Origin of the sequence: Brevundimonas olei (assembly GCF_037055245.1) — a bacterium.
GTDB lineage: Bacteria > Pseudomonadota > Alphaproteobacteria > Caulobacterales > Caulobacteraceae > Brevundimonas > Brevundimonas olei.
Genome location: NZ_CP146369.1, coordinates 1,379,423 through 1,400,429, shown reverse-complemented (window position 1 = coordinate 1,400,429; position 21,007 = coordinate 1,379,423). Strand labels below are relative to the sequence as shown.

Genomic DNA, 21,007 nt, shown 5'->3' with positions numbered 1-21,007 from the left:
TCAGCTCTCGCCGCCCTCGATCGCCGGGGCGTCGTCCGCCTCGCCGCCTTCATCATCGCCGCCAGAATCGGCCAGACGCTCGACCGAAACGACCTTCTCGTCCTTGCCGGTGCGGAAGATGGTCACGCCCTGGCTGGAGCGGCCGACGATGCGGACCTGGCTGACCGGGGTGCGGATCATCTGGCCGCCGTCGGTGACCAGCATGAGGTCGTCCGTCTCCTCGACCGGGAAGGCGGCGGCCAGGCGCGTGCCTGCGCGGCCGCCGAGGCCATGGGCCGTCAGCCCCTGCCCGCCACGACCGGTACGGCGATACTCATAGGCCGAGGATCGCTTGCCGAAGCCGGTTTCCGTGACGGTCAGGATGAACTGCTCGGCCGCGCCCAATTCGGCGATGCGCTCGACAGACAAGGCGGCATCACCGGCGTCCTCGTCATCCGCATCGACCGTGACGGCTTCATCTTCCGCGTCGGCCCCGGCCAGCGCCTTGCGCATGGCGTTGGCGTGTTTGACGTAGGCGGCACGCTCCTCCGGCGACGCATCCACCCGGCCAAGAATGGCCATGGAGATGACCTCGTCCCCGTCCTGCAGGCGGATGCCGCGCACGCCGGTGGAGTCGCGCCCCTTGAACACGCGCACGTCGTCGGCCTTGAAACGGATGGCCCGGCCCAGCGCCGTGGTCAGCAACACGTCGTCCTCGGCCGTGCACAGGCCGACGCCGACCATGCCGTCGCCGTCTTCCAGCTTCATGGCGATCTTGCCCGCGCGGTTCACCGTGGCGAAGTCGCTGAGCTTGTTGCGGCGCACGTCGCCCGACTTGGTGGCGAACATGATGTCGTAGTCGCCCCAGGTCGCCTCGTCCTCAGGCAGGGGCAGCACGTTCATGATGCTGTCGCCCGGCTCGATCGGCAGCAGGTTGACGAAGGCCTTGCCGCGCGACTGCGGATTGCCCAGCGGCAGGCGCCAGGTCTTCAGCTTGTAGGCCTTGCCGTTGGTGGCGAAGAACAGAACCGGCGTGTGGGTCGAGGCGCTGAACACGCCGGTGATGGCGTCCTCGTCCTTCATCGACATGCCGCTGCGGCCCTTGCCGCCGCGATGCTGGGTCCGATAGGCGTTCAGCGCCACCCGCTTGACGTAGCCGCCGTGGGTGACGGTCACGACCATGTCCTCGCGCGGGATCAGGTCCTCGTCCTCCATCTCGGCGTCGCCTTCGCCGATGAGGGTGCGGCGGTCCACGCCGAACTGCTCCCTGACCAGCAGCAGGTCTTCGCGGATGATGGCCAGGACATTGGCGCGGTCCGACAGGATGGTCAGATGGCCCTGGATGGTGTCGGCCAGGCTGCGCGCCTCGCCAAAGATGTCGTCGCGGCCCAGACCCGTCAGACGCGACAGCGTCAGGGCCAGGATGGCGCGGGCCTGTTCGTCGGTCAGGCGGATCTTGTCGCCTTCCACCAGCACGGTGCGCGGGTCGGCGATCAGCTCGACCAGGGCCATCATGTCCCCGACCGGCCAGGCCTTGGCCTGCAGGCGTTCGCGCGCCTCGGCCGGGTCGGCCGAGCTGCGGATGATGTGGATGACCTCGTCGATGTTGGCGACCGCAACGGCCAGACCGACCAGGACGTGGCCGCGGTCGCGGGCCTTGGCCAGTTCGAACTTGACCCGGCGGACCACCACCTCCTCGCGGAAGTCGAGGAAGGCCTCCAGCAGGGCGCGCAGGCCCATCTGCTCAGGCCGCCCGTGGTTCAGCGCCAGCATGTTGACGCCGAACGACGATTGCAGCGCCGTATAGCGATACAGCTGGTTCAGGATCACATCGCCCGAGGCGTCGCGCTTCAACTCGATGACGATGCGCATGCCCAGGCGGTCGGACTCGTCGCGAACGTCGGCGATGCCTTCCAGACGCTTCTCACGCACCATTTCGGCGATGCGTTCGATCAGGGTCTGCTTGTTCACCTGATAGGGCAGTTCGGTGATGATGATGGCGTCGCGATCCTTGCGGATCTCCTCGACCGAGGCCTTGCCGCGCACGATGACCGAGCCGCGCCCGTCGCGCAGCGCGTTGCGCGGGGCCGTGCGCCCCATGATCTCGCCGCCCGTGGGGAAGTCCGGCCCCGGCACGATGTCCAGCAGGGCCTCGTCCGACACGTTCGGATCGTCCAGCAGGGCGACCGAGGCGTCGATCACTTCACGCAGGTTGTGCGGCGGGATATTGGTCGCCATGCCGACGGCGATGCCGCCCGCGCCGTTGACCAGAAGGTTCGGAATCCGCGCCGGCAGGACGACGGGCTCCAGCTCCTTCTCGTCGTAGTTCGGCTGGAAGTCGACCGTGTCCTTCTCGATATCGGTCAACAGGGCCACGGCGGCCGGGGCCATCTTGGCCTCGGTGTAACGCATCGAGGCCGGCATATCGCCGTCGACCGAGCCGAAGTTGCCCTGGCCGTCGACCAGCATCAGACCCATGGAGAAGTCCTGGGCCATGCGGACCAAGGCCATGTAGACCGAGGCGTCGCCGTGCGGGTGGAACCGGCCCAGCACGTCGCCGACCACGCGGGCGCACTTCGAATAGGCGCGCTCCGGCGTCATGTTCAGGTCGTGCATCGAATACAGGATGCGACGATGCACCGGCTTCAGGCCGTCGCGCGCGTCCGGCAGGGCGCGGCTGACGATCACGCTCATGGCGTAGTCGAGGTAGGAGCGTTTCAGCTCATCCTCGATGGTGATGGTCGAAATATCGCCCGGCGCCGAGGGGGCGGCGTTATGATAGCTGTCGTCGGTCAATGAAATCAGGCTTTAAATGGCCGGAATCGGAACGTGATCCGCTGTTCCGGTTTCTATCACCCGGGGGCCGTGGTGGCAAAGAAACGCCGCTGAAATCCCCATGTCGAAAAGGACTGGAAAGCCATGCGTTTAGCCACTTCGAAACTGATCGTCCCCAGCGCCCTCGCCATGGTGCTCGTCGCCGGGGCCGCCTGCAGCCAGAACCCGGCGACGCCGCCGGCTTCGGAGGCCGCGCCCGCAGCCCCGGCCGAGGCCGCCGAGCGTGCTGCGCCGGGCCAGACGGCCCAGGTCTCCATCCTCAACGCCCAGGGCGCGGAAGCCGGCAAGGCCACCCTGACGCAAGGGGCCACCGGCCTGCTGATCAAGGTCGAAGCCACAGGCCTGACGCCCGGCTGGCACGGCATCCACATCCACGCCACGGGCCAGTGCGAAGCGCCCTTCACCTCGGCCGGCGCCCACATCAATCACGGCGATCCCCAGAAGCCGCACGGCTTGCTGAACGCAGAGGGTCCGGACGACGGCGACCTGCCTAACGTCTTTGCTGACGCGAAGGGCGCGGTGAACGCAGAGGTCTTCACCACCCACGCCCGTCTGGCGGACAAGGGTCCGGGCCAGTGGCTGCTGGACGACGACGGCTCGGCGCTGGTGATCCACGCCAACGCCGACGACCACTCCAGCCAGCCGATCGGCGGCGCGGGCGACCGCGTGGCCTGCGCCGTCATCAAGGCGCAGTAAGCAACCTTAAACCTTGGCGGGAGCGCCGGCGCGCAGGCCGCGCTCCCCCAGGGCCACCGTCACCACGCCCAGAAGGGCGATCGCCACGCCGGTCAGGATCTGCGGCGTCAGCACGTCGCCCATGAACAGCCAGCCGATCAGGATGGACACCAGCGGCGAGCCCAGCAGATAGGGCGTCACCCGCCCGGCCTCGCGCCGCTGCACCAGCCAGAAGACCAGGCTGGTGGCGAACACCGACGAGATCAACCCGGCCCACAGCAGCGTGCCCCACACCAGCGGCGTCGCCGCCCTGGCGGCCTCCCACTGGCCGCTCTCGAACACGGCCGAGCCCAGCGTCAGCGCCGGAAAGGCCATCAGCGCCAGCAGCCCCTGCATCTTCAGCGGCGGAATGGAGGTGGTGCGCCGCGCGATCACCGTCGTCAGCGCCCATGCCGAGGCGCCCAGCGCGCCCACCAGAATCGCCTTCCAGTCCTGCAGCGCATGAGGATCCAGCGTCATCCACGCCACGCCGAGGAAGGCGATCACGAGGCCGATCGTCGCCATCCTCGAAATCTTCTCGCCCAGCAGCAGGAAGGCGAACAGCGACGTCAGCGGAATCCACAGTTGGGTCGAAACCGTCACCGGGCTGACGTCATTGGCCAGCCAGAAGGCCAGGTAGATCAGGCCATAGTGGATCGGCCCGCCCACCACGGCGATGATCAGCAGGCTTTTCCAGTTCGGAAACGGCGGCCGCACGAACCAGACCAGGCAAGCGGCGGCGATGGCGAAGCGCAAGGCGCCCGTCATCAGCGGCGGCAGCACCTCGGTAGCGACCTTGGCGGCGGCGTTGTTCACGCCCCAGATGACCAGAACGGCCACGATGGCGGCGATCTCGAGCGGCGTCAGCGCGTGCGGGGATGAGGATGAACTGGACACCCCTCCATGCTTGCCACAGGGCGCGACCTTTTGCCTCTCACGAAGCATGACCACAGGTTACCCTGCATCACCCTTGGCCGTCGCCCCTGCCTCGCCCGCGCGAACCCGCTATAGAAGGACGATGAAAAACCCTGCCCTGCTGTCCGCCCTACTGTCCTCCCTGGCCGTCCTGACCGCCTGCATCGCCGCCGCGCCCGCGACGGCCCAGCCGGCGGTCGTGATCTCGCCCCAGCCTCTGCCGATCGACAATAGTCGTCCGCGTGTCTTCCTGGGCGGCAGCATCGACATGGGCGGCGCGCCCGACTGGCAGGCGGCGCTGACGCGCGCCCTGTCCGACATGGACGTCACGGTCCTGAACCCGCGCCGTCCCGACTGGAACCCCGCCTGGCGGCCCGACGCGGACGAGCCCGAGTTCCGTCGTCAGGTGGAATGGGAGCTGGCCGCGCTGGAAAGCGCCGACGTCATCGTCATGTATTTCGCGCCGGGCGCGCAAAGCCCGATCAGCCTGCTGGAAATGGGCCTGCACGCGCGCGGCGGAAAGCTGATCGTGCTGGCCCCCGAAGGCTTCTGGCGCAAGGGCAACGTCGACATCACCGCCCGCGCCTATGGCGTGCGTCAGGTGCAGACCATGGACGAACTGACCGCCGCCGTCCGCCAAGCCCTGGCCGACGCCGCCGAGAAAGGCCGCTTCGCGCGCTAGAAAGCCGGCTTGGCCACCATCAGCCAGTAGATGCCGATGACCCCGGCGAAGGCAGGCCAGCCCAGGATGAACCAGCCTCGGAACAGGCGGTGATAGGCGGCGGGCAGCGCCTCGCCCGCATCCGCCGCCGTCTGGGCCAGACGCGCCATCTTCATCTGCATCCACACCACCGGCAGCCAGCAGACGCCGATCAGAACATAAAGCGCGTAGGCCGCCAGCAGCCACGGCTCGGTCAGGGCGTATCCCTGCAGGTAGATCAAGCCCAGGCCGCTGACTGGCTGGACCAGCACAGCACTGGCGGTGAAGACGAAATCGGCCAGCACCACGATCTTCCCTACCGCAGCAATCGTCGCCACATCGCGGCTCATGTGGGCGCGCAGCATGAAGAAGGCGATGCCCGCCCCCGTGCCGAACAGCACAGCCCCCGACATGATGTGGATGATCTTCAGGGTCAGATACAACATCAGCGCCTCGCGTCCGTCGCCGCCACGAACAGACACAGGGCCATCATCGGCAGCACCTTGAGCCACGGCCCCAGAGGGTCGATCCAGTAGTGCGGCAGACTGAGCGTCCCGGCGATCAGATAACCGACCGTGGCCAGACACATCAGGATCGCTGCGCGCGCCGTCCACGGCCGCACGAACAGCGCCAGCCCCAGCACCACGTCAAGCAGTGCGCCCCACCAGGCGATCGGCCCGGCCCAGCGGCCGAAACCGCCTTCATGAAGCACGGCGATCGCCCCGCTCCAACCCGGCCCGAAGCTGATCAGGCCAGTGGTCAGCCAGAACAGCCCTAGCGTCAGGACGGCGACCGGCCGCACGAACCACAGCCGCGCATGCCAGACATCCTGAACCGAGGCGGGCGTTTCGGCCAGGAAACGGCGGAAACCCCGGGCCCGGACACCCAGCCGCTCGGCCCAGCCGCTGTCGACGCCGGACACGTCATGATCCATCTGACGCATGGCCGTGCTGCGGATCGGCGAGGACCAACCCAGTCGTCCCAGCACGTCCCCAATTATCAGCGCAGGCGCCGCCAGCGCGCGCGGAACCCGCACCACAGGCGCAGACGAAAGGCCCAGCCAGCCGCGATAGAGCCGGACCGTTTCAATCATGCTGACCGCCTCCGGCCCCGGCATGTCGAAGGTCTCACGCACGGGCGCGCCGGGCTTCAGCGCCGCCACAACCGCCTCGCCCAGATCGGACAGGGCGATGGGGCGGAAGACCTGATCGCCGCCCACCACCGGGCTGAACAGCGGGAAAGCCGCCAGCGCCCGGATCAGGCCGGTTCCGCCGAACGCCGCCCGATCCACCACCAGCGACGGGCGCAGGATCAGCCAGCCCAGATCGGAGGCGCGGACCAGTCGCTCCGTCTCAGCCTTGGTGCGGGCATAGGCGGTGCCCGCCGCATCATCGGCGCCCACGGCGGAAATGTGAATCAGACGACGCACGCCCGCCCGTTCGCAAGCCTGAATGAGCGCGCGCGGCCCCTCGACGTGGGCCAGCGCCGTGCTGTCGCCCGCCCCGTCCTGAAGCACGCCGACGCAGTTCACCACCGCGTCGACGCCGTCCAGCAGCGGAGCCCAGGATTCGAGCGTCGTCAGTTGTGCGAAATCCGCCTTGATCCAGTCGAACGCAGGCGCTCGACGCGCCGCCTCGGTCGGCCTGCGCGCTCCAGCCCGCACCGTCCAGTCCGCGACCGACAGGGTCGCCGCCAGATGCGAGCCGATGAAGCCGTTGGCCCCCAGGACCAGAACACGCCCGCTCATGATGACCTCACCCCAGAACTCGATCCGTCATGTTCACGCCCTCAGGCGGCATGGCGCACCAGGCCTGACCGGGAAAGCGCCGCCGATGCCGCGCGACCCAGCCATAAACCGCATCCCGCATCGGCCGGGGGATCAGCCGCCCCGCCGTCGCCAGCCGATAAGGAAACGGCAGGGAAGCCGCCAGATGCAGCACGCCGTCCGAGCGGCCGATGGCGCGCCCGTCCTCTATCACCAGCATGGTTGAGGGATCATCCGGCGACAGGCCGTAGTGCAACAACAAGGCACGCCCCAACGCCGACTGCGTCGGCGCCAGGCGGAACCGGGGTCCGTGCTTCAGCAGGGTGCGCGCCGAATGGGAGCACAGGGCGCAGTCGCCGTCGAACAGGACCAGCGGCCGGTCGTCCGGGAAGGACGGCACAGCCGGATCGTCGCGATAGCTATAGGCTCCCTGCCCCACGCCGCGCCCTTTCGCGCCCGGGCTTAGAACGGAATGTCGTCGTTCAGGTCGTAGCTTTCCTTCGGACCCGAGGGCTTGTTGGCTCCGCCGGTGGAGAAGCCCGAGGAATAGTCGTCGTCGCGACCGCCGCCGTAGCCGCCGCGATCACCGCCGCCCTGGCTGTCGCCGCGGCCGCCCAGCATGGTCAGCTGGCCGTTGAAGCGCTGGATGACGATCTCGGTCGTGTACTTCTCCACGCCCTGCTGATCGGTCCATTTGCGGGTCTGCAGCGAGCCTTCGACGTACACGGTCGAGCCCTTCTTCAGATAGTTCTCGGCCACCTTGACGATGTTGTCGTTGAAGATGACCACCGAGTGCCACTCGGTCTTCTCCTTGCGCTCGCCGGTCGCCTTGTCGCGCCAGGTCTCCGAGGTGGCGATGCGCAGGTTGGCGACGCGGTCGCCGTTGTTCAGAGAGCGGATTTCCGGGTCGCGACCCAGGTTGCCGACCAGAATGACCTTGTTGACGCTGCCCGCCATGACCGATGTCCTTTATTCGTCTTGTCGTCCGCTCCTTAGCCGAAACGGACGAGATGTTCTAGTTTCGTTCACCCCACGCGGGGTGGATTAGTTCGGGGCCACGGCGATCGGGCGGCCGTCCATCTGACGCTGGATGGCGCCGGGAATGGCCAGACGGCCGTCGCCGGTCCGCGCCAGGGCGAAGAACCGCGGACCGTCCAGGCTCTTGCTGAATTTGACGCCGGTGCGGTCGATGAAGATGAACTGACCCTGATAGGCGCCGACCATCTCATTGTTGCTGCCGCCCATGCTCAGGAATTTCAGGCGCATCTCTTCCAGCCGCGCGGCGCAGAACTCGATCTGCTGCTGGTCGCGCGCCACCACGTTGAAGCGAGGCGCGCCGCCGGCCGGTTCGCCGACGTGATAGCAGACGCCCTTGTCCGAGGGGGCCTGAAGCTGAGGGGCGCTGCAGGCCGCCAGGGCGGCCGATCCCAGCACGACGGCCAGTCCGATGAGGGAAAAACGCATCCTCGTCACAGCTCCGGGAACTGGCAGTTGCGGTCCTGCTGGGCCAGGGTGCGGAAGCGGTTGTTGTCGGTGGACTGCTCCACGCGACGCGGCACCAGCCGCAGGGTGGTGTCGCCCCAGCGGCCGTAGTTCGCCTCTCCAGGGCGCACGCAGGTGCCCGAGTAGAGAGCCTGAACGCAGGCGGCCAGGCTCATGTCGCCCGACACCTGACGCCATTCAGAGCCGGTGTGGCGCAGGCAGGCCGTGCCCGAGCCGGTCGCCGGGCGCGCGGCGCCGGCGTCGCCGCCTTGGCCGGCCGAAGGCGTTTCCGCCAGGGTCACGGCCGGAACCTCGGGCGGAGGCGCGAAGGACGCCGTCGGCGCCGCGACCAGCGAGCCGGTCGAATCCAGGCCGACGTCCAGGGCGCTGGTGGCCACGCCGTTCTTTCGCGCACAGTCGGCCAGGGTGGCCAGGCCGACGAACTGTCCATCGACGAAGCAACGCAGCTCGCGCGTCGGCTCCAGCGTGGGCGCCTCGGCCACGTCGATGGTCAGACCGCCCTTGGAGGCCGGCGGCGCCTCGACAGGTCCGCCGCGCCCGCCGCTGAACACCAGGGCGGCCGCCACCGCTCCGACCACGGCCAGGCCGGCGCCGACGATCAAGACCGTGCGATTGTCTTTGGAAAGGGCCATGCAGCTCTCAACGCTAACGAAGGCCCCACTAACCCCGTCCGCCCCACGGCCGTCAACCGAAAGCGCCCTTCACCCCGGCTTAGCCTGTGAGTCGCGCCAGCGCAGCCTGGTAGTTGGCCAGTTGAGCCTGGAGATAGGCGGGTGCCTGACCCGTGATCGCCGGCTTCGACGCCTCGGGCGACAGGGCGCGATAGGCGTCGCGCATGGCCTTGATCGCCAGTTGCACCTGATCCTTCGCCTTGGCGATGGAATCGGCGTCCGACAGATTGAGCAAGGGGGACAGATCCACGCCGAAGGTCTTTATCTTGTCGTCGGCCGTCTTGCCGATGAAGCCCGGCGTCAGGCCGAGGCCCGCCAGGGCGTCGCGTCCCGCTTCGCCCGGAGTCAGCACGGCTCCGGCGCGTCCGTCGGCGCTGGTGATCGACAGACGCTGAACGCCGCCGCTGGTTACGCGGGTGTCGCCGTCCATGCCGGTCAGATAATCGCGATCCGTCTTGATGGTGACCTTGAGGTGACGACCCGAGGCCATCTCGATCTTGCGCGCCAGGGACTGAAGCGTGTCCTTGGCCTCAATGGTCACGGCCGTCTGCCGGCCCGTCACGGGATTCTGCACATAGAAACGGTCGCCGGCCCGCACCGCCGTGGCGTCGACCAGGGCCTTGGACTGACTCTGATCGATCTCGCCCTGCGGCAGGCCGAGCCGGTCCAGCACGCTGGCGCCGCCTGACGACACCGTCAGGGCCAGAGGCCTGGCCTGACCTTCGGACGCCGTCCAGGTCTGGGTCCACTCCACCTGGCCGGTCTCGACATCCAGCCGCGCCAGATAGCCGCGCGAGGGGTCTTCGGTCTTTGCGCCGATGGCGCGATCCGAAATCCCGGTCAGCCAGACCTTGCCCTCATGCACCTTGACGTCGGCGGCCGTGTCGTCCCCCTCGCCGCCGTAATAGGTCAGGCGGTCGGCGCCCGAGGCGGCCAGGTCCGTGGACAGCGAGGCCACGAAGGCGTCCTGCCCCCCGGCGTGAGCATTGGCGATCTGACCCGCATTCAAGGCGCCGTTGCGCGTCGCGCCGGAGACGATCAGCCGTCCGTCAGCCACCGCCAGTCCGGCGATCTCGCCGCCCGAGGCGGAGCCCAGATCGCGAACGCCCAGCAGCTCGGGCGCGCCGGTCGGACCGATGCGGAAGTGACGCAGCACGAAGGCGCCGTTCTCGATCCCCGCCGTATAGAGGTTGTCGCCGTCGACGGTCATGGCCTGGACGTTGTCATCGCCCGCCGTGCCGAACTGGGCCGCGCCGGTCGCCGTCGCCGTGATCGGCGCCAGACTGTGAACCTGGCTTTCGCTGAAGGCCTGGACGTAACCGTCCCAGCCGCCCACCGCCAGAGCGCCGGGCATGGCCGACCTCGCCCGGCCCGCCACATAGATCCGACCGTCTGCGCCGAAGGAGACGGCCGTCGCCTCGTCCTCGGCCCGGGCGCCGCGCCTCTGGGTCCACTGCTCGCGGCCGTCAGCGTCAAAGACGGTGACGAAGCTGTCGGCCGTCGTGGCCGAGGCGCCGGCCTCCCCCGGAACCAGGGCGCCGACGACGGATCCGGCCACGGCCACCCGCCCGTCCGCATCCACGGCGATGGCGTAGCCGCTGGCCTTTGAGGCCGCGCCCAGCGCCCGGCTGACGACCACATTGCCGGCCGAATCCAACTTCATCAGGACGACGTCCGCCTGTCCCTTGATCGGCTGGGTCGAGGAGCCGGCGCTGACATCGGCCACGATCCACATCGAACCGTCCGGCCCGGCCGCGCTGGCCCGCACCGTCTCGACGCCGTCGGGCAGGCTGGAAACGCCGCTGCGCCCTTCGACCCAGAAGCTCTCGCCCGAACCCGCGACCGGATTGCCGTCGGGATCGAACTTCAGGACCTCGTGCCCGCCCTTGCCGCCGACGCCCTGAACCACCTGAATCGAATCGCGAGCCTCGGCGGGCGTGAAGCTGATCGTCTCCACCGAGGTTCCGCTGACCGTCAGGCCCCAGCGCGTGGGCCCTGCCGGCAAGGTGATGGTTTTGTCGCCCGCCTTCACCGTGCGCGGTTCCGCTTCGATCATCTGGCGATGGATGCGCGTCTGCACGCCCGCCGCCTCCAGCTTGCCGTTGATGTGCTGAAGCACGGCGTCCATCGTCCGCGGGGTCACTCCCATCTCGGCCAGGTCGATGTCGAACGTCTGGCTGCCCGCCATCGTCTTCACCGTGACGCCGAAACGCACGTCGCCCTGGAAGGCGGCGACCTCCTCGGTCAGGGCGCCGTCGTGGATCGGACCGGTCAGATACTTGGAATTGTCTCGCGCGACGGCCGCGGTGGACTGGCTCTGGGTCGCGGAGACGCCCTGGACGACACGCACGCCGTCGAACTGGGCCGACGTCAGGAAATCCTTCACCTCGGCCATGCCTGAGGTGAAGCGGCGCGACAGCTGTTCTGATTCAAGCCGCCCGACCCCGCGCTCGCCCGCCCGCGTCGCCAGCGCCTCCAGCATGGTCAGACCCTGATAGAGGGCGAAGATCTTGCGATAGTCGCCCGAAGAGGCGCCTTTGACGTCAAGGACGGCGTTGTCCTCGTTGACCAGCTTGCGACCGCTCAGGGCCGAGCGCAGCAGGTCCGACTGGGTGGGCTTCTCCTTGTCCCCCAAGGACCAGGGCGCCGTCGGCTGGGTTTTGGGCTTGGGTGCGGGCGCAGCCGCCGGCAGGCCGCCGGAACCGGTTCCGACGCCGAAAAGACCGAGCAGATAGCTGTTGTTGATCGCCGCCACGCGCACCTCCGCCCGGCAGTGTCGCCCGCCACGGTAACGAACTGTTTAACAGTCGCCAGGAACCGCCGCACCAGCGCTCTCGTTCTCCGCCTCGTCACAGCCGAGGTGAAACCATGTCACGCGTGCGCTGGATGTTGATGAGGCTGATGAGCCTCTACGGCCTTATTCCCCGACCGACCCGCCGTCGGCCGCCGCCCCTGTCGCTGGGACACGGGGCGCACCGGAGGCTGGGCTAGGGTCGCGATCAGCCCTTGAACAGCGACAGGATGATCTGCGGCGCCTGATTGGCGATCGACAGCGCCTGCGCGCCCAGCTGTTGCTGAACCTGCAGGGCCTGCAGGCGCGCGCTTTCGCGCGCCATGTCCGCATCGACCAGGTTGCCGACGCCGACCTCCAGCGAGTCCATCAGCTTGGTGACGAAAATCGTGTGCTTCTCGATCTGTTTCGACTGGGCGCCCAGTTCAGCCAGCCTGGCGCTGGCGTCGGTCAGGGCCGTCTCGACAGCCGTCAGAGCCGCTGTGGCGTTGGTTTCGTCCGTCAGATCGAGACCGGTCAACGACAGTCCGGCCAAGGTGAGGTCCTGACGATTCATCGAAATCGTTTCGGAGGCGTCAGCGTTGGCGAGGAAATCCAGCGCCGTCGTCGAGCTTCCATCGAGGATGTTCTCGCCGTCGAACGAGGCGTTGGCCGCGAACGACCCCAGCGACGTCAGCAGGGCCTGGAACTCGTCGTCATAGGCCTTGCGCGTCGCGACGGAGGCCGACGGGTCCGCCGCCGCCGTCGCCTTCTGGCGCAGTTCTACCAGGATGTCGGAAATCTGCTGCCCGGCCGCTAGGGCGACATCCGCCAGGGAGGTGGCGCGATTGAGGCTGGTCTTGACCGATTCGAGCGCGCTCATGTCGGCGCGCTGGTTCTGGGCGATGGCCCAGGTCGCGGCGTTGTCCTTGGCGCCCTGCACCTTCAGGCCCGTGTTCACCCGGCTCTGGGTGGCGGCGAGCTTGGAATTGGTGCTGTTCAGGTTCTGAAGCGCGATCAGCGCCGACGCATTGGTGATTACGCTGTTGGTCATGGCTTTCTCGCCTCAGATCCGATTCTGGCGAGTAGTAATGACGCTGATTCCTGAGCGTATGGTTAACGCGTCCGCAACGCCTGTTAACGCCGCCCGGCGTCGCCGAGGAGCGTCGGGCCGTGAACGCCGCGCGTCTCAGGCCTCGGTCTTGATGATCTTCCCGACGTCATAGGCCGGGCTCTGGCGCAATTTCAGCACCTCTTCACGTGGGAACTGGCGGATCACCTCGCCCGTCACGCGATCCAGCGTCTTGTAGACATAGCCGGTCGACTCCCGCTCGATCGTCAACCGGTACCGCCCCGCCTCCTCGGTGGCGTCCGGCGCGCCCTGAACGACGGACTGCGCCTCGATCACGGCGCCCTGCGGCTCGCGATCCAGGTAGGTTACGCTGGGAACGCCTGCGACATTGTCAGCCATATCCTTCCGCGCGGACCTGCCGCGCCTCCCGTCTCAAACGATGCGAGAAAGGGGCGAGCCACAGGCCCGCCCCTTCCCTAACCGCGTCGGATTAGCGGAACAGGCCCAGCAGGATCGAGCTGGACTGGTTCGCGATCGACAGCGCCTGCACGCCCAGCTGCTGCTTGGTCTGCAGAGCCGTCAGGCGAGCGCTTTCCTTGGCCAGGTCGGCGTCGACCAGGTTGCCCACGCCGACTTCCAGGGCGTCTTGCAGCTTGCCGATGAAGACATTCTGACGCTCCAGCGACTTGGACTGGGTGCCCAGGGTCGCCAGGTTGCCGGTGAAGGTTTCAATGGCCGTCTGGATGTCGTCGGCAGTGTCGTAGGTGGCCGCCGTGACGCCCGAGGTGACAGCCGTCGCGAAGCCCACGTCATAGGTCGACGTGGATTCCAGACCCGTGCGCACGGTCGTGACCGCGCCGGCCGAGAACAGGTTGATGCCGTCGAACGACGCGCCCGCGATGGCCGAGTCGATTTCGCCGACCAAAGCGTCGTAGTCAGCCTGATAGGCCGTCTCAGCGGCGCTGCCGGTTTCGACGGTTTCCAGGGCGACGGCGATGTTCTTCAGTTCCTTGAAGGCTTCGACGACAGTGTCGCCGGCCGCCAGGGCGACATCCACCAGCGACTGGCCGCGCGCGACGGAGTTCTTGACCGCGTCCAGCGAGGCGATGTCAGCGCGTTGGTTGGTGGCGATGGCGAAGATCGCGCCGTTGTCCTTGGCGGTGGAGATCTTGAAGCCAGTGTTCACGCGGTTTTGCGTGACGTTGAGGTCACGGTTGGTCGCGTTCAGGTTTTGCAGGGCGATGAGAGCCCCAGCATTCGTGTTGATGCTGTTAGCCATTTTGGCTGTCCTTTGTCTTCGACGATGTCCGACGCCATTTTGGCTGCCGGGAGCTTTCTGCTCGGGCGTTCCCGTCGCAAGGCGCGGGCCAGCCGGGCTGAAGCTCGAAATCGGCCTATCTGTTTGTTTTTGCAGGAATGCGTTTCCAGCAGACACTCTCATCAGCCCGGCAAAATCTGCCGACCGCCTCCTGACCCGGCGTTTTTTGCCCAGTCGCCCGGCAATATCGTTCCGGCTGCGTCATGACGGTCGGCCCAGGCGTCGATCAGAACGCGCTCGGCCTCCAGCGTCTCGACAGCGAGACGCCGGGCGGCGTCGCAACGGACCAGCTCTGCGCCGCGCCGCACATAGGCCGCCTCCAGGTCCGCCGCCGTGGGGCGTTCAGGCAGCACGGCCAATTCGCAGGGCCGCGTCGCCGTCTCAGCCAGGATCAACCGGGGCGGCGCAACCGGCGACGGCGGGCGAGAGGCGGCACAGCTCGCGATCATGCCCGCGCAACCGCTCAGCGCGAGCAGGGTCCAGAGGCGTTTCGGCGTCATCGGCGATCCTCGCTTTGGTTTCAGCCGCGACGGTCGATTCCGTCACAGCCAGGGTGTTGCGGTGAAAAGCGTCAAGGCTCTCGATCTGGCGGCCACGCGCGGCGGCCTCCAGACGGCGTGCGGCCGCTTGGGATCGGGCTTGCTCCAGGCGCTGTTCAGCCGCCTCCAGCCGACGCGCCTGCAGACGCAGCGGGTCCCAGCGAAGGCCGAGGCCTCCGCCCAGAGCCAATAGCAAGGCCGCGACCGCCAACGCCGCCGTCAGCCAGCCCAGCGGCGTCAGGGCGCGAAACAGGCGCCCGCTCATGGATAGGCCTTCCGGTCCAGTTCGAAGTGCGGCCCATCGCGCAGCCGCGGCCAGTCTCCGCCCCAGATCAGGGGCGTGCCGGCGGCGGCGGCGGCGGCCTTGAACGCTTCGGCGATGCGCGGATACAGCGGCCAGTCCCAGCGGACCTGACCGTCGACCCAGGCCGCCACATCCACCGCATGACCGGTCAGATGACGCGAGTTCAGCGTCCGGCTGGCGCCGGCCCGCACCAGCTCCGCCTGACGCGCGGACGTCCGCAGCCCTTCCGTGACCATGAAATCCACCGACGTCCGGCCGATCGCCGCCTCGACCACGGCGACCAGATCGGGATGGACGCCCTTGAGGCGCTCTCGCGACCGTTGCGACAGGTGAAAGGTCATGGCCTGCCCCCCGCACGCAACCGCGCCAGATTGACGATCTGCTGTGCGCTGGGCGCCACCAGATAGAGCAGCAGCATCAGGGCGATCAGTCCCATCAGCCCTTCGGCGATGCGCGGCAGATCAGCGGCCGTCGCCCGCGTCACCGCCAGCCGCAACAGCAGCCACAGCGCCAGACTGGCGGCATAGACATAGAGGCGTCGCCACAGCCAGCGGCCCTCGGCCAACTCCACGGCTGGGGGTTCAACAAGCGCGCCGCCCGGCTCGTCCCTGTGGTCAGGCGTCATCGTTCATCCTCCGGGTCATGGGGCGCGGCCGAGCTTCGCCAGTCGCTGCCCAAGTGGTCGAAACAGTCGTCGGCCGAGAGGCGCTCGGGCGCGGCCCAGGCCTCCTCGTCCAGAAGCGGCTCCAGTTCGCCGAGCGACAAAGGCTCCTCGGCGTCGATGATGCGGTGCAGACGTCGGATCATGGCGCTCACCCGATCGCCGTCAGCCAGACCACGCCGGCCGCGCCCTGCCCGCCCGCGCCCGCCGCCGTCACGCCTGCGCCTGCGCCTCCGCCCCCTCCGCCGCCGCCATGAAGGCCGCCGGCTCCCCCCGCATGGCCGGCGCCTGAAGCCTGGGCGCCGCCGCCCGAACCGCCGCCTCCGGCCCAGTGCAGGTCCGGCCATGGCGCCGCCTGTCCCGCCGCGCCGGCCGTCGCGCCGCCTGCGCCGCCCGCCGCTCTCAACAGCAGCATCGCGCCAGCGCCGCCCGCCCCTCCCGGCTGCGCCGCATTGGCTGCGCTGAGACCGCCGCCCGCGCCGCCACCGCCGGCGCCGTCCGGACGCGCCGCCGCCTGCCCGGCCCCGCCGGCCGCCGAGACGGAAGAAGCTCCGCCCCCGTTGGAGGCCGGCGCGCCGCCGCCGCCCGCGCCGCCGGTCCCCGACGCCGCAGAACCTCCCGCGCCGCCGCGACCGCCTTCGCCTGTCAGCAGAGTCTGGGCGCCGGTCTTCACCAGGCTCGCGCCGCCCGCCGCGCCTCCGGCGCCGGAGCCGACGCCCCCGGCTCCGCCCGCTCCGACCGTGATCGTCAGCGCGCCCGACAGATTCACAGCCGGCCACAAGGCGGTCATGACGCCGCCCGCGCCGCCGCCTCCGCCTCCATGCCGGACGGCGCCGGACGCTCCGGCCAGACCGGCCCCGCCTCCGCCGCCTCCGCCCACGCAGACGACCTCGATCCAGCGCGCCCATACCGGCGGGGTCCAGCTCCCCGAGGCGGTCAGCACCGTCGTTTCGCGGCGCGTCGCGCCCTGACCGAACCAGGCGCGGCCCGTGCTGCGGTCGATCCGCAGCGCCTCATGCCAGGCGCCGCCGTCGGGGCTGACCTTCAGCCGCAGGTCGTCGTCGCCGACCAGCCCCAGCTCTGCCCGGCCGCCCCAGCCGCTCTGGAACAACAGAGACAGGACGTCGCCCGCCGTCTGCTTGTTGAAGGTGAAGCGCAGATCGCCGTCGCCGCCGCTCTCGCTCTCCAGCGCGGTCCACAACGCCTTGTTGGCCCGCACGGCGACGACGTTCGTCGCGTCCGCCGTGGTGTTCACACCCAGACGGGTGATCTGCTGGATCTCTTCGGGCAGGCCGAAGGACAGGGGCGTCCAGACGCCTGCGCGCCGGACCAGAATCTCCTCGCTGTCCAGCACCACGACCAGCTGGCCGTCCGGCGCAGGGACCGGCAGCCAGCCGCCCCGCTCATGCCGCATCAGGCTGCCCGCCGGGTGAACCTCCCACTCGGCGCCGGTCGCCGCCTCCGGCAGGATATAGAGCGCCCCCTCGGCCGGATCGGCGGGCTGATTGCTGACCGTGCGGCTGACCACGGCGGTCTGGGTCAGGGCGTCCAGACGGGTCAGGGCCTCGTTCAGAGTCACGTGTTTCTGCAGCTGTCCGGCCGCCAGATAAGGCAGGCCCAGCCGCGCGCTGGCGTCATCGCTCATGGCGGTCTCCAAAGGTTGAAACCGCAGTCTGATCAGGCGACGAGCCTCGGCGCGCCGATCCGCGCGAGTTCACGCCAAAGCCGGGAATTTTCAAGGATTGGCCGCATCAGGCGCGCTATCGCCCTGCGCCGCGCCTGCGCATTTGGACGCACGAAGCCGCGCTCGACAGGTCCGGCGCCGACGCGCTAACCGACGCTTCCCCACGCGTTCACCGAAGGTCGCTGCATGACCCTGACCCAGGCCCTGATGCGACTGGCCGCCCTGGCCCTGCTGGCGCCGCCCGGCCTCATCGCCGTCTCCGCGCTCAGCCGCATCGGCCACCGCCTGCCCGACCTGCTGACCCAGTTCACCGCGCCCGCCCTGGTTGCTACGCTGGCGTTGTGCGGCCTCTTCCTGCTGTTCAGACTGTGGGACATGGCCGCCCTCAGCGCGAGCTTGGCGGGGCTGCTGCTTCTTGCCGTCTGGCCGCAATGGACGCCGGAGAAAGGCCGCCCCGCTGGGTCGAATACTCTGACCGTCTACTCCGCCAACCTGTGGGCGCGGAACGAGGACGTGGCGGCCATCACCCGCTCCATCGAACAGGCCGACGCCGACGTGGTCATGCTGATCGAGTTGGGCGACGCCCCGGCCGCGCAGTTGGACACGATCCTGGCCGCCTATCCGCACCGCGTCACCACCCCGCGCAAGGATCGGCCCAGCGGCGCCGCCCGCTCGGTGATCGCCTCGCGTCTGCCCCTACGCCGTGTGCGCGACGCTGACGGTCAGGGCCTGGCGGCCCTTGTCGCCCAGGCCGAGACGCCGCTGGGGCCGATCAGCCTGATCGCCGTCCACATGACGCGGCCCTGGCCCTTCCAGCACCCCTACGGCCAGATCAGTCAGGCGCAACGGCTGGCCGGACTGCGCGCCGGGCTTGAGGGGCCGGTCGTCGTGGCGGGCGACTTCAACAGCGTCTCCAGCGGCCGCATCGGTCGTCAGATCAAGGCTGAGACGGGCCTGATCCCCGCCCCTGCCTGGCCCGGCACCTGGCCCTCGGCCCTGCCCGCCTTCCTCGGCATCACCATCGACCACGTCTGGCGCTCGCCTGATCTGGCCCTGGTCGAGCGGCGGCTGGGCCAGAAGACGGGTTCGGACCACCGCCCGGTGATCGTGCGCCTCAGCCGGGCCCAGCCATAAGGGCCTTCAGCCGCGCCTCATGTCCGTTGTCGGGGAAGTCATCGGCGATCCAGCTCTCTTCAAAGGCCTTGAGCAGCCGCCCCGTCTCCGGCCCCGGCTGGAGGCCTAGTTTCGCCAGATCCCTGCCCCCGACCGGCAGCTTCGGCGGCGACCAGTTCGCCGCCAGCGTCAGCAGGCGTTGCACCGTCCCGGCGTCCGCGCCCGCCGCCCATACGCGATAAAGACGATCCTCGACCGCCTGACGCCCCGTGCGCCAGACGACGGCGCGCGCCTCGGCCTCGCTCATCGCCGGATCAATCTGTTCGCCGACGGCCTCGACCAGCCGGTCCCTCTGAACGTTCGACAGCCGCAGCCTCAAGGCCGCCGCGCGCACCGCCTCCGCGTCCTCCGGCAACAGCGCTGACAGACGCAGCACCGGGTCCGTGCTGACCCCGACCATCGCCTCGAACAGCGTCAGGCTTTTCGGCTGCGGCATAACCCGCCCCAGCACCCCCGCCTGATCCATCAGCCGCACCGCCGCGCGCGGATCGGGCGCGGCCAGCAGCTTGAGCAGTTCCTTCGAAACCCGCTCGGCCGACAGCCGTTCGACCCCTTCGGCCAACGCGGCGCAGGCTTCGACCGCCGCCGCATCCGGCGCCCCGCGCCCGTACCAGGCGAAGAAGCGATAGAAGCGCAGGATGCGCAGATAGTCCTCGCGGATGCGCTGTTCCGGCTCACCGACGAAGACGATCCGTCCTGCCAGTGCGTCCTCATACCCCGCGCCTGTCGGGTCGAGGATCAACCCCTGCGCGTCCGCATAAAGCGCGTTCAGCCGGAAGTCCCGCCGCGCCGCGTCCTCGGCCCAGTCGTCGGTGAAGGCCACCGTGGCGCGCCGCCCATCCGTCGAGACGTCGCGACGCAGGGTGGTGATCTCGAACGGCTGGCGCTCCGATATGGCCGTCACCGTGCCGTGCTCCATGCCGGTCGGCACGCTCTTCAGGCCCGCCGCCTTCAGCGCCCGGACCACCGCCTCGGGCGTCAGGATAGTGGCGATGTCCACATCGTCGATCGGGGCGCCCAGCACGGCGTTGCGCACGCATCCGCCGACGAAACGGGCGCAGTCCGTCCCGCCCGCCGCCGCCAGCGCCGCCATCACCGCCTGCGTCGCGCTGGCCGTCAGCCAGTCCTGCCCTGAAAGGACGCGGCTCATTCCACGCGCTCGGTCGCGTCAGCCTCAGCGGCCTGATGCGGCGCGGGCTCCTCGCCATAGAGCCGGTTGAACAGCCCCTTCAGAATGCCCGCCGTCACGCCCCAGATGTAGCGCTCGCGATAGGGCATGGCCCAGAACCAGCGGCGCGGCCCGTTCTCCTGATCGTAATAGTCGCGGCGATGGTTCACCGGGTCCATCAGAAAGTCCCACGGCGCCTCGAACACCTCGGCCACCTCGGCGGGCGACGGGGTGACGTCCGGCGGCGCCGTCAGCCAGCCCACCACCGGCGTCACCAGAAACCCAGTGCCCGTCTCATAGGGATCGCCCAGCCCCAGCGGTTCGACCACGGCGGGATCCAGCGCGATCTCCTCCCACGCCTCGCGCAGGGCGGCGTCCAGCGCCGTCTCGCCCGGATCGAGCCGTCCGCCCGCAAAGGCGATCTGCCCCGTATGGCTGGCCAGACTGTCGGATCGGCGCGTCAGCAGGACGCTGGGGCCGTCTTCGCGCGCAATGATGGGGATCAGCACCGCCGCGGGCCTCAGCTTGACCTTCGGACGGCTGAAATCAGGATTCAGGTCATAGTCGGACCGCACCGCCGCCCGCTCGGGCGACCATGCCGACACCGGGTCCAGCCGCTGTTGCAGCCGGGCTTTCAGCCCGACACAGGTCAAAGCCCCGCCCCTTCCGGCCCCAGCGGAAACACCACGCCGCCCGACCGCACGGCCAGTCGGCCGTCTTCCGCCTGCGCCCGTTCGACCAGTTCATAGAAGACCGGCCGGGCGATCCGCGCCCACAGATCGCCGCGCACACGGACGCGCGGCGCCGGCTCGCCCGTCGTCGCGTCCGTCTCGACAATGATGGCGTGTTCGGGACCGGCGACAGCCTCGTCGCCCTGATCCGTGGTGAAGACCAGCGCCGCGCCCTCGTCGCGCACGGCCACGGCGCGGAACGGCAAGTCCTCGACCGCGATCTTCAGCTTCTCGACCGGCGTGACCAGATGATAGCCGTCCGGGTCTTTCCTCAGCACCGTCGAGAACAGCCGCACAAGCTCAGCCCGTCCGATAGGCGAGCCTTCATGCATCCACACCCCGTCGGCGCGGATCAGGATGTCGATCTCGCCGCAATGTTCAGGATGCCACAGATGCACGGGCGGCAGTCCCCGTCCCGGCGCCTGACGCGCAGCCTCGGCCACGCTAGTCAGGCCAGAGCCGGACGATGTCGGTGGGTTCGTCATGTCTGAACTATGGGACGCGT

General features: G+C 69.0%; 24 protein-coding genes. 3 read left to right on the top strand and 21 right to left on the bottom strand.

Features of this window, described 5'->3' with window-relative positions; genetic code table 11:
- Positions 1-2,775, bottom strand: coding sequence for a DNA gyrase subunit A (gene gyrA / locus V8J38_RS06650; RefSeq protein ID WP_338578404.1), 2,775 nt, complete (start codon positions 2,773-2,775; stop codon positions 1-3).
- Positions 2,776-2,943: 168 nt separating this feature from the next.
- On the opposite strand from gyrA, the gene V8J38_RS06645 reads away from it, so the two are divergent.
- Complete coding sequence (locus V8J38_RS06645) at positions 2,944-3,510, top strand: superoxide dismutase family protein (RefSeq protein ID WP_409450046.1); 567 nt, start codon at positions 2,944-2,946, stop codon at positions 3,508-3,510.
- A gap of 6 nt (positions 3,511-3,516) precedes the next feature.
- Here V8J38_RS06645 and V8J38_RS06640 read toward each other — a convergent pair whose 3' ends face one another.
- Positions 3,517-4,473 (bottom strand): DMT family transporter, encoded by a 957-nt coding sequence (locus V8J38_RS06640; protein ID WP_422388324.1) that lies wholly within the window; start codon positions 4,471-4,473, stop codon positions 3,517-3,519.
- 73 nt (positions 4,474-4,546) lie between these two features.
- On the opposite strand from V8J38_RS06640, the gene V8J38_RS06635 reads away from it, so the two are divergent.
- Positions 4,547-5,125, top strand: coding sequence for a nucleoside 2-deoxyribosyltransferase domain-containing protein (locus V8J38_RS06635; protein WP_338578402.1), 579 nt, complete (start codon positions 4,547-4,549; stop codon positions 5,123-5,125).
- Here the strand turns inward: V8J38_RS06635 and V8J38_RS06630 are convergent.
- The 16 genes from V8J38_RS06630 to V8J38_RS06555 all read right to left on the bottom strand — a co-directional run bounded on the left by V8J38_RS06630 (position 5,122) and on the right by V8J38_RS06555 (position 17,391).
- Complete coding sequence (locus V8J38_RS06630) at positions 5,122-5,589, bottom strand: DUF2269 domain-containing protein (protein ID WP_338578401.1); 468 nt, start codon at positions 5,587-5,589, stop codon at positions 5,122-5,124. The genes V8J38_RS06635 and V8J38_RS06630 overlap by 4 nt on opposite strands.
- Positions 5,589-6,890: an SDR family oxidoreductase gene (locus V8J38_RS06625; protein ID WP_338578400.1), complete on the bottom strand. Its 1,302-nt coding sequence runs from the start codon at positions 6,888-6,890 to the stop codon at positions 5,589-5,591. The genes V8J38_RS06630 and V8J38_RS06625 overlap by 1 nt, the downstream gene beginning before the upstream one ends.
- Before the next feature lie 7 nt (positions 6,891-6,897).
- Positions 6,898-7,347, bottom strand: coding sequence for a thiol-disulfide oxidoreductase DCC family protein (locus V8J38_RS06620; RefSeq protein ID WP_338578399.1), 450 nt, complete (start codon positions 7,345-7,347; stop codon positions 6,898-6,900).
- 23 nt (positions 7,348-7,370) lie between these two features.
- Positions 7,371-7,865 (bottom strand): single-stranded DNA-binding protein, encoded by a 495-nt coding sequence (gene ssb, locus V8J38_RS06615; protein ID WP_291776212.1) that lies wholly within the window; start codon positions 7,863-7,865, stop codon positions 7,371-7,373.
- 87 nt (positions 7,866-7,952) lie between these two features.
- A complete protein-coding gene (locus V8J38_RS06610) occupies positions 7,953-8,372 on the bottom strand; it encodes a hypothetical protein (protein ID WP_338578398.1) in 420 nt (139 codons plus the stop codon).
- A gap of 5 nt (positions 8,373-8,377) precedes the next feature.
- Positions 8,378-9,043: a hypothetical protein gene (locus V8J38_RS06605; RefSeq protein WP_338578397.1), complete on the bottom strand. Its 666-nt coding sequence runs from the start codon at positions 9,041-9,043 to the stop codon at positions 8,378-8,380.
- A 79-nt stretch (positions 9,044-9,122) separates the two neighbouring features.
- A complete protein-coding gene (locus V8J38_RS06600) occupies positions 9,123-11,837 on the bottom strand; it encodes a transcriptional regulator (RefSeq protein ID WP_338578395.1) in 2,715 nt (904 codons plus the stop codon).
- A 244-nt stretch (positions 11,838-12,081) separates the two neighbouring features.
- The gene (locus V8J38_RS06595; RefSeq protein ID WP_291776219.1) at positions 12,082-12,906 is read right to left on the bottom strand and encodes a flagellin; all 825 of its coding nucleotides are present in this window, start codon (positions 12,904-12,906) and stop codon (positions 12,082-12,084) included.
- A gap of 135 nt (positions 12,907-13,041) precedes the next feature.
- Positions 13,042-13,323, bottom strand: a complete 282-nt coding sequence (locus V8J38_RS06590) for a flagellar protein FlaG (RefSeq protein ID WP_338578393.1) — start codon at positions 13,321-13,323, stop codon at positions 13,042-13,044.
- Positions 13,324-13,414: 91 nt separating this feature from the next.
- Positions 13,415-14,203, bottom strand: coding sequence for a flagellin (locus tag V8J38_RS06585; protein WP_338578392.1), 789 nt, complete (start codon positions 14,201-14,203; stop codon positions 13,415-13,417).
- A 161-nt stretch (positions 14,204-14,364) separates the two neighbouring features.
- On the bottom strand, positions 14,365-14,595 hold the full coding sequence (locus tag V8J38_RS06580) for a hypothetical protein (protein ID WP_338578391.1): 231 nt from the start codon (positions 14,593-14,595) through the stop codon (positions 14,365-14,367).
- A 28-nt stretch (positions 14,596-14,623) separates the two neighbouring features.
- Positions 14,624-15,046, bottom strand: a complete 423-nt coding sequence (locus V8J38_RS06575; RefSeq protein ID WP_338578390.1) for a hypothetical protein — start codon at positions 15,044-15,046, stop codon at positions 14,624-14,626.
- Positions 15,043-15,426 (bottom strand): M15 family metallopeptidase, encoded by a 384-nt coding sequence (locus V8J38_RS06570; RefSeq protein WP_338578389.1) that lies wholly within the window; start codon positions 15,424-15,426, stop codon positions 15,043-15,045. The genes V8J38_RS06575 and V8J38_RS06570 overlap by 4 nt, the downstream gene beginning before the upstream one ends.
- On the bottom strand, positions 15,423-15,710 hold the full coding sequence (locus V8J38_RS06565) for a hypothetical protein (RefSeq protein ID WP_338578388.1): 288 nt from the start codon (positions 15,708-15,710) through the stop codon (positions 15,423-15,425). Before V8J38_RS06565 ends, V8J38_RS06570 begins: the two co-directional genes overlap by 4 nt.
- Positions 15,707-15,892 (bottom strand): hypothetical protein, encoded by a 186-nt coding sequence (locus tag V8J38_RS06560; RefSeq protein WP_338578387.1) that lies wholly within the window; start codon positions 15,890-15,892, stop codon positions 15,707-15,709. Before V8J38_RS06560 ends, V8J38_RS06565 begins: the two co-directional genes overlap by 4 nt.
- A 5-nt stretch (positions 15,893-15,897) precedes the next feature.
- The gene (locus V8J38_RS06555; protein ID WP_338578386.1) at positions 15,898-17,391 is read right to left on the bottom strand and encodes a DUF2793 domain-containing protein; all 1,494 of its coding nucleotides are present in this window, start codon (positions 17,389-17,391) and stop codon (positions 15,898-15,900) included.
- Between the two features lie 225 nt (positions 17,392-17,616).
- Here V8J38_RS06555 and V8J38_RS06550 point away from each other — a divergent pair, with 225 nt between their 5' ends.
- Complete coding sequence (locus V8J38_RS06550) at positions 17,617-18,564, top strand: endonuclease/exonuclease/phosphatase family protein (protein ID WP_338578385.1); 948 nt, start codon at positions 17,617-17,619, stop codon at positions 18,562-18,564.
- Here V8J38_RS06550 and V8J38_RS06545 read toward each other — a convergent pair.
- From V8J38_RS06545 to V8J38_RS06535, 3 genes are read right to left on the bottom strand one after another with little or no spacing between them, the layout of a single operon-like run.
- On the bottom strand, positions 18,545-19,753 hold the full coding sequence (locus V8J38_RS06545) for a CCA tRNA nucleotidyltransferase (protein WP_338578384.1): 1,209 nt from the start codon (positions 19,751-19,753) through the stop codon (positions 18,545-18,547). The genes V8J38_RS06550 and V8J38_RS06545 overlap by 20 nt on opposite strands.
- Positions 19,750-20,424, bottom strand: a complete 675-nt coding sequence (locus V8J38_RS06540) for a CoA pyrophosphatase (RefSeq protein WP_338578383.1) — start codon at positions 20,422-20,424, stop codon at positions 19,750-19,752. The genes V8J38_RS06545 and V8J38_RS06540 overlap by 4 nt, the downstream gene beginning before the upstream one ends.
- Entirely contained in the window at positions 20,421-20,987 is a 567-nt protein-coding gene (locus V8J38_RS06535) for a DUF1285 domain-containing protein (RefSeq protein ID WP_338578382.1), read from the bottom strand. Before V8J38_RS06535 ends, V8J38_RS06540 begins: the two co-directional genes overlap by 4 nt.
- Positions 20,988-21,007 lie beyond the last annotated feature (20 nt).

What these genes read in the sequence shown, in the direction of transcription:
- V8J38_RS06595 (WP_291776219.1), bottom strand. Translation starts at nt 12,906, where the DNA reads ATGACCAACAGCGTAATCACCAATGCGTCGGCGCTGATCGCGCTTCAG.
- V8J38_RS06570 (WP_338578389.1), bottom strand. Translation starts at nt 15,426, where the DNA reads ATGACCTTTCACCTGTCGCAACGGTCGCGAGAGCGCCTCAAGGGCGTC.
- V8J38_RS06590 (WP_338578393.1), bottom strand. Translation starts at nt 13,323, where the DNA reads ATGGCTGACAATGTCGCAGGCGTTCCCAGCGTAACCTACCTGGATCGC.
- V8J38_RS06560 (WP_338578387.1), bottom strand. Translation starts at nt 15,892, where the DNA reads ATGATCCGACGTCTGCACCGCATCATCGACGCCGAGGAGCCTTTGTCG.
- V8J38_RS06625 (WP_338578400.1), bottom strand. Translation starts at nt 6,890, where the DNA reads ATGAGCGGGCGTGTTCTGGTCCTGGGGGCCAACGGCTTCATCGGCTCG.
- V8J38_RS06635 (WP_338578402.1), top strand. Translation starts at nt 4,547, where the DNA reads ATGAAAAACCCTGCCCTGCTGTCCGCCCTACTGTCCTCCCTGGCCGTC.
- V8J38_RS06630 (WP_338578401.1), bottom strand. Translation starts at nt 5,589, where the DNA reads ATGTTGTATCTGACCCTGAAGATCATCCACATCATGTCGGGGGCTGTG.
- ssb (WP_291776212.1), bottom strand. Translation starts at nt 7,865, where the DNA reads ATGGCGGGCAGCGTCAACAAGGTCATTCTGGTCGGCAACCTGGGTCGC.
- V8J38_RS06585 (WP_338578392.1), bottom strand. Translation starts at nt 14,203, where the DNA reads ATGGCTAACAGCATCAACACGAATGCTGGGGCTCTCATCGCCCTGCAA.
- V8J38_RS06555 (WP_338578386.1), bottom strand. Translation starts at nt 17,391, where the DNA reads ATGAGCGATGACGCCAGCGCGCGGCTGGGCCTGCCTTATCTGGCGGCC.
- V8J38_RS06535 (WP_338578382.1), bottom strand. Translation starts at nt 20,987, where the DNA reads ATGACGAACCCACCGACATCGTCCGGCTCTGGCCTGACTAGCGTGGCC.
- V8J38_RS06565 (WP_338578388.1), bottom strand. Translation starts at nt 15,710, where the DNA reads ATGACGCCTGACCACAGGGACGAGCCGGGCGGCGCGCTTGTTGAACCC.
- V8J38_RS06605 (WP_338578397.1), bottom strand. Translation starts at nt 9,043, where the DNA reads ATGGCCCTTTCCAAAGACAATCGCACGGTCTTGATCGTCGGCGCCGGC.
- V8J38_RS06645 (WP_409450046.1), top strand. Translation starts at nt 2,944, where the DNA reads ATGGTGCTCGTCGCCGGGGCCGCCTGCAGCCAGAACCCGGCGACGCCG.
- V8J38_RS06575 (WP_338578390.1), bottom strand. Translation starts at nt 15,046, where the DNA reads ATGAGCGGGCGCCTGTTTCGCGCCCTGACGCCGCTGGGCTGGCTGACG.
- V8J38_RS06640 (WP_422388324.1), bottom strand. Translation starts at nt 4,473, where the DNA reads ATGCTTCGTGAGAGGCAAAAGGTCGCGCCCTGTGGCAAGCATGGAGGG.
- V8J38_RS06610 (WP_338578398.1), bottom strand. Translation starts at nt 8,372, where the DNA reads ATGCGTTTTTCCCTCATCGGACTGGCCGTCGTGCTGGGATCGGCCGCC.
- V8J38_RS06550 (WP_338578385.1), top strand. Translation starts at nt 17,617, where the DNA reads ATGACCCTGACCCAGGCCCTGATGCGACTGGCCGCCCTGGCCCTGCTG.
- V8J38_RS06545 (WP_338578384.1), bottom strand. Translation starts at nt 19,753, where the DNA reads ATGAGCCGCGTCCTTTCAGGGCAGGACTGGCTGACGGCCAGCGCGACG.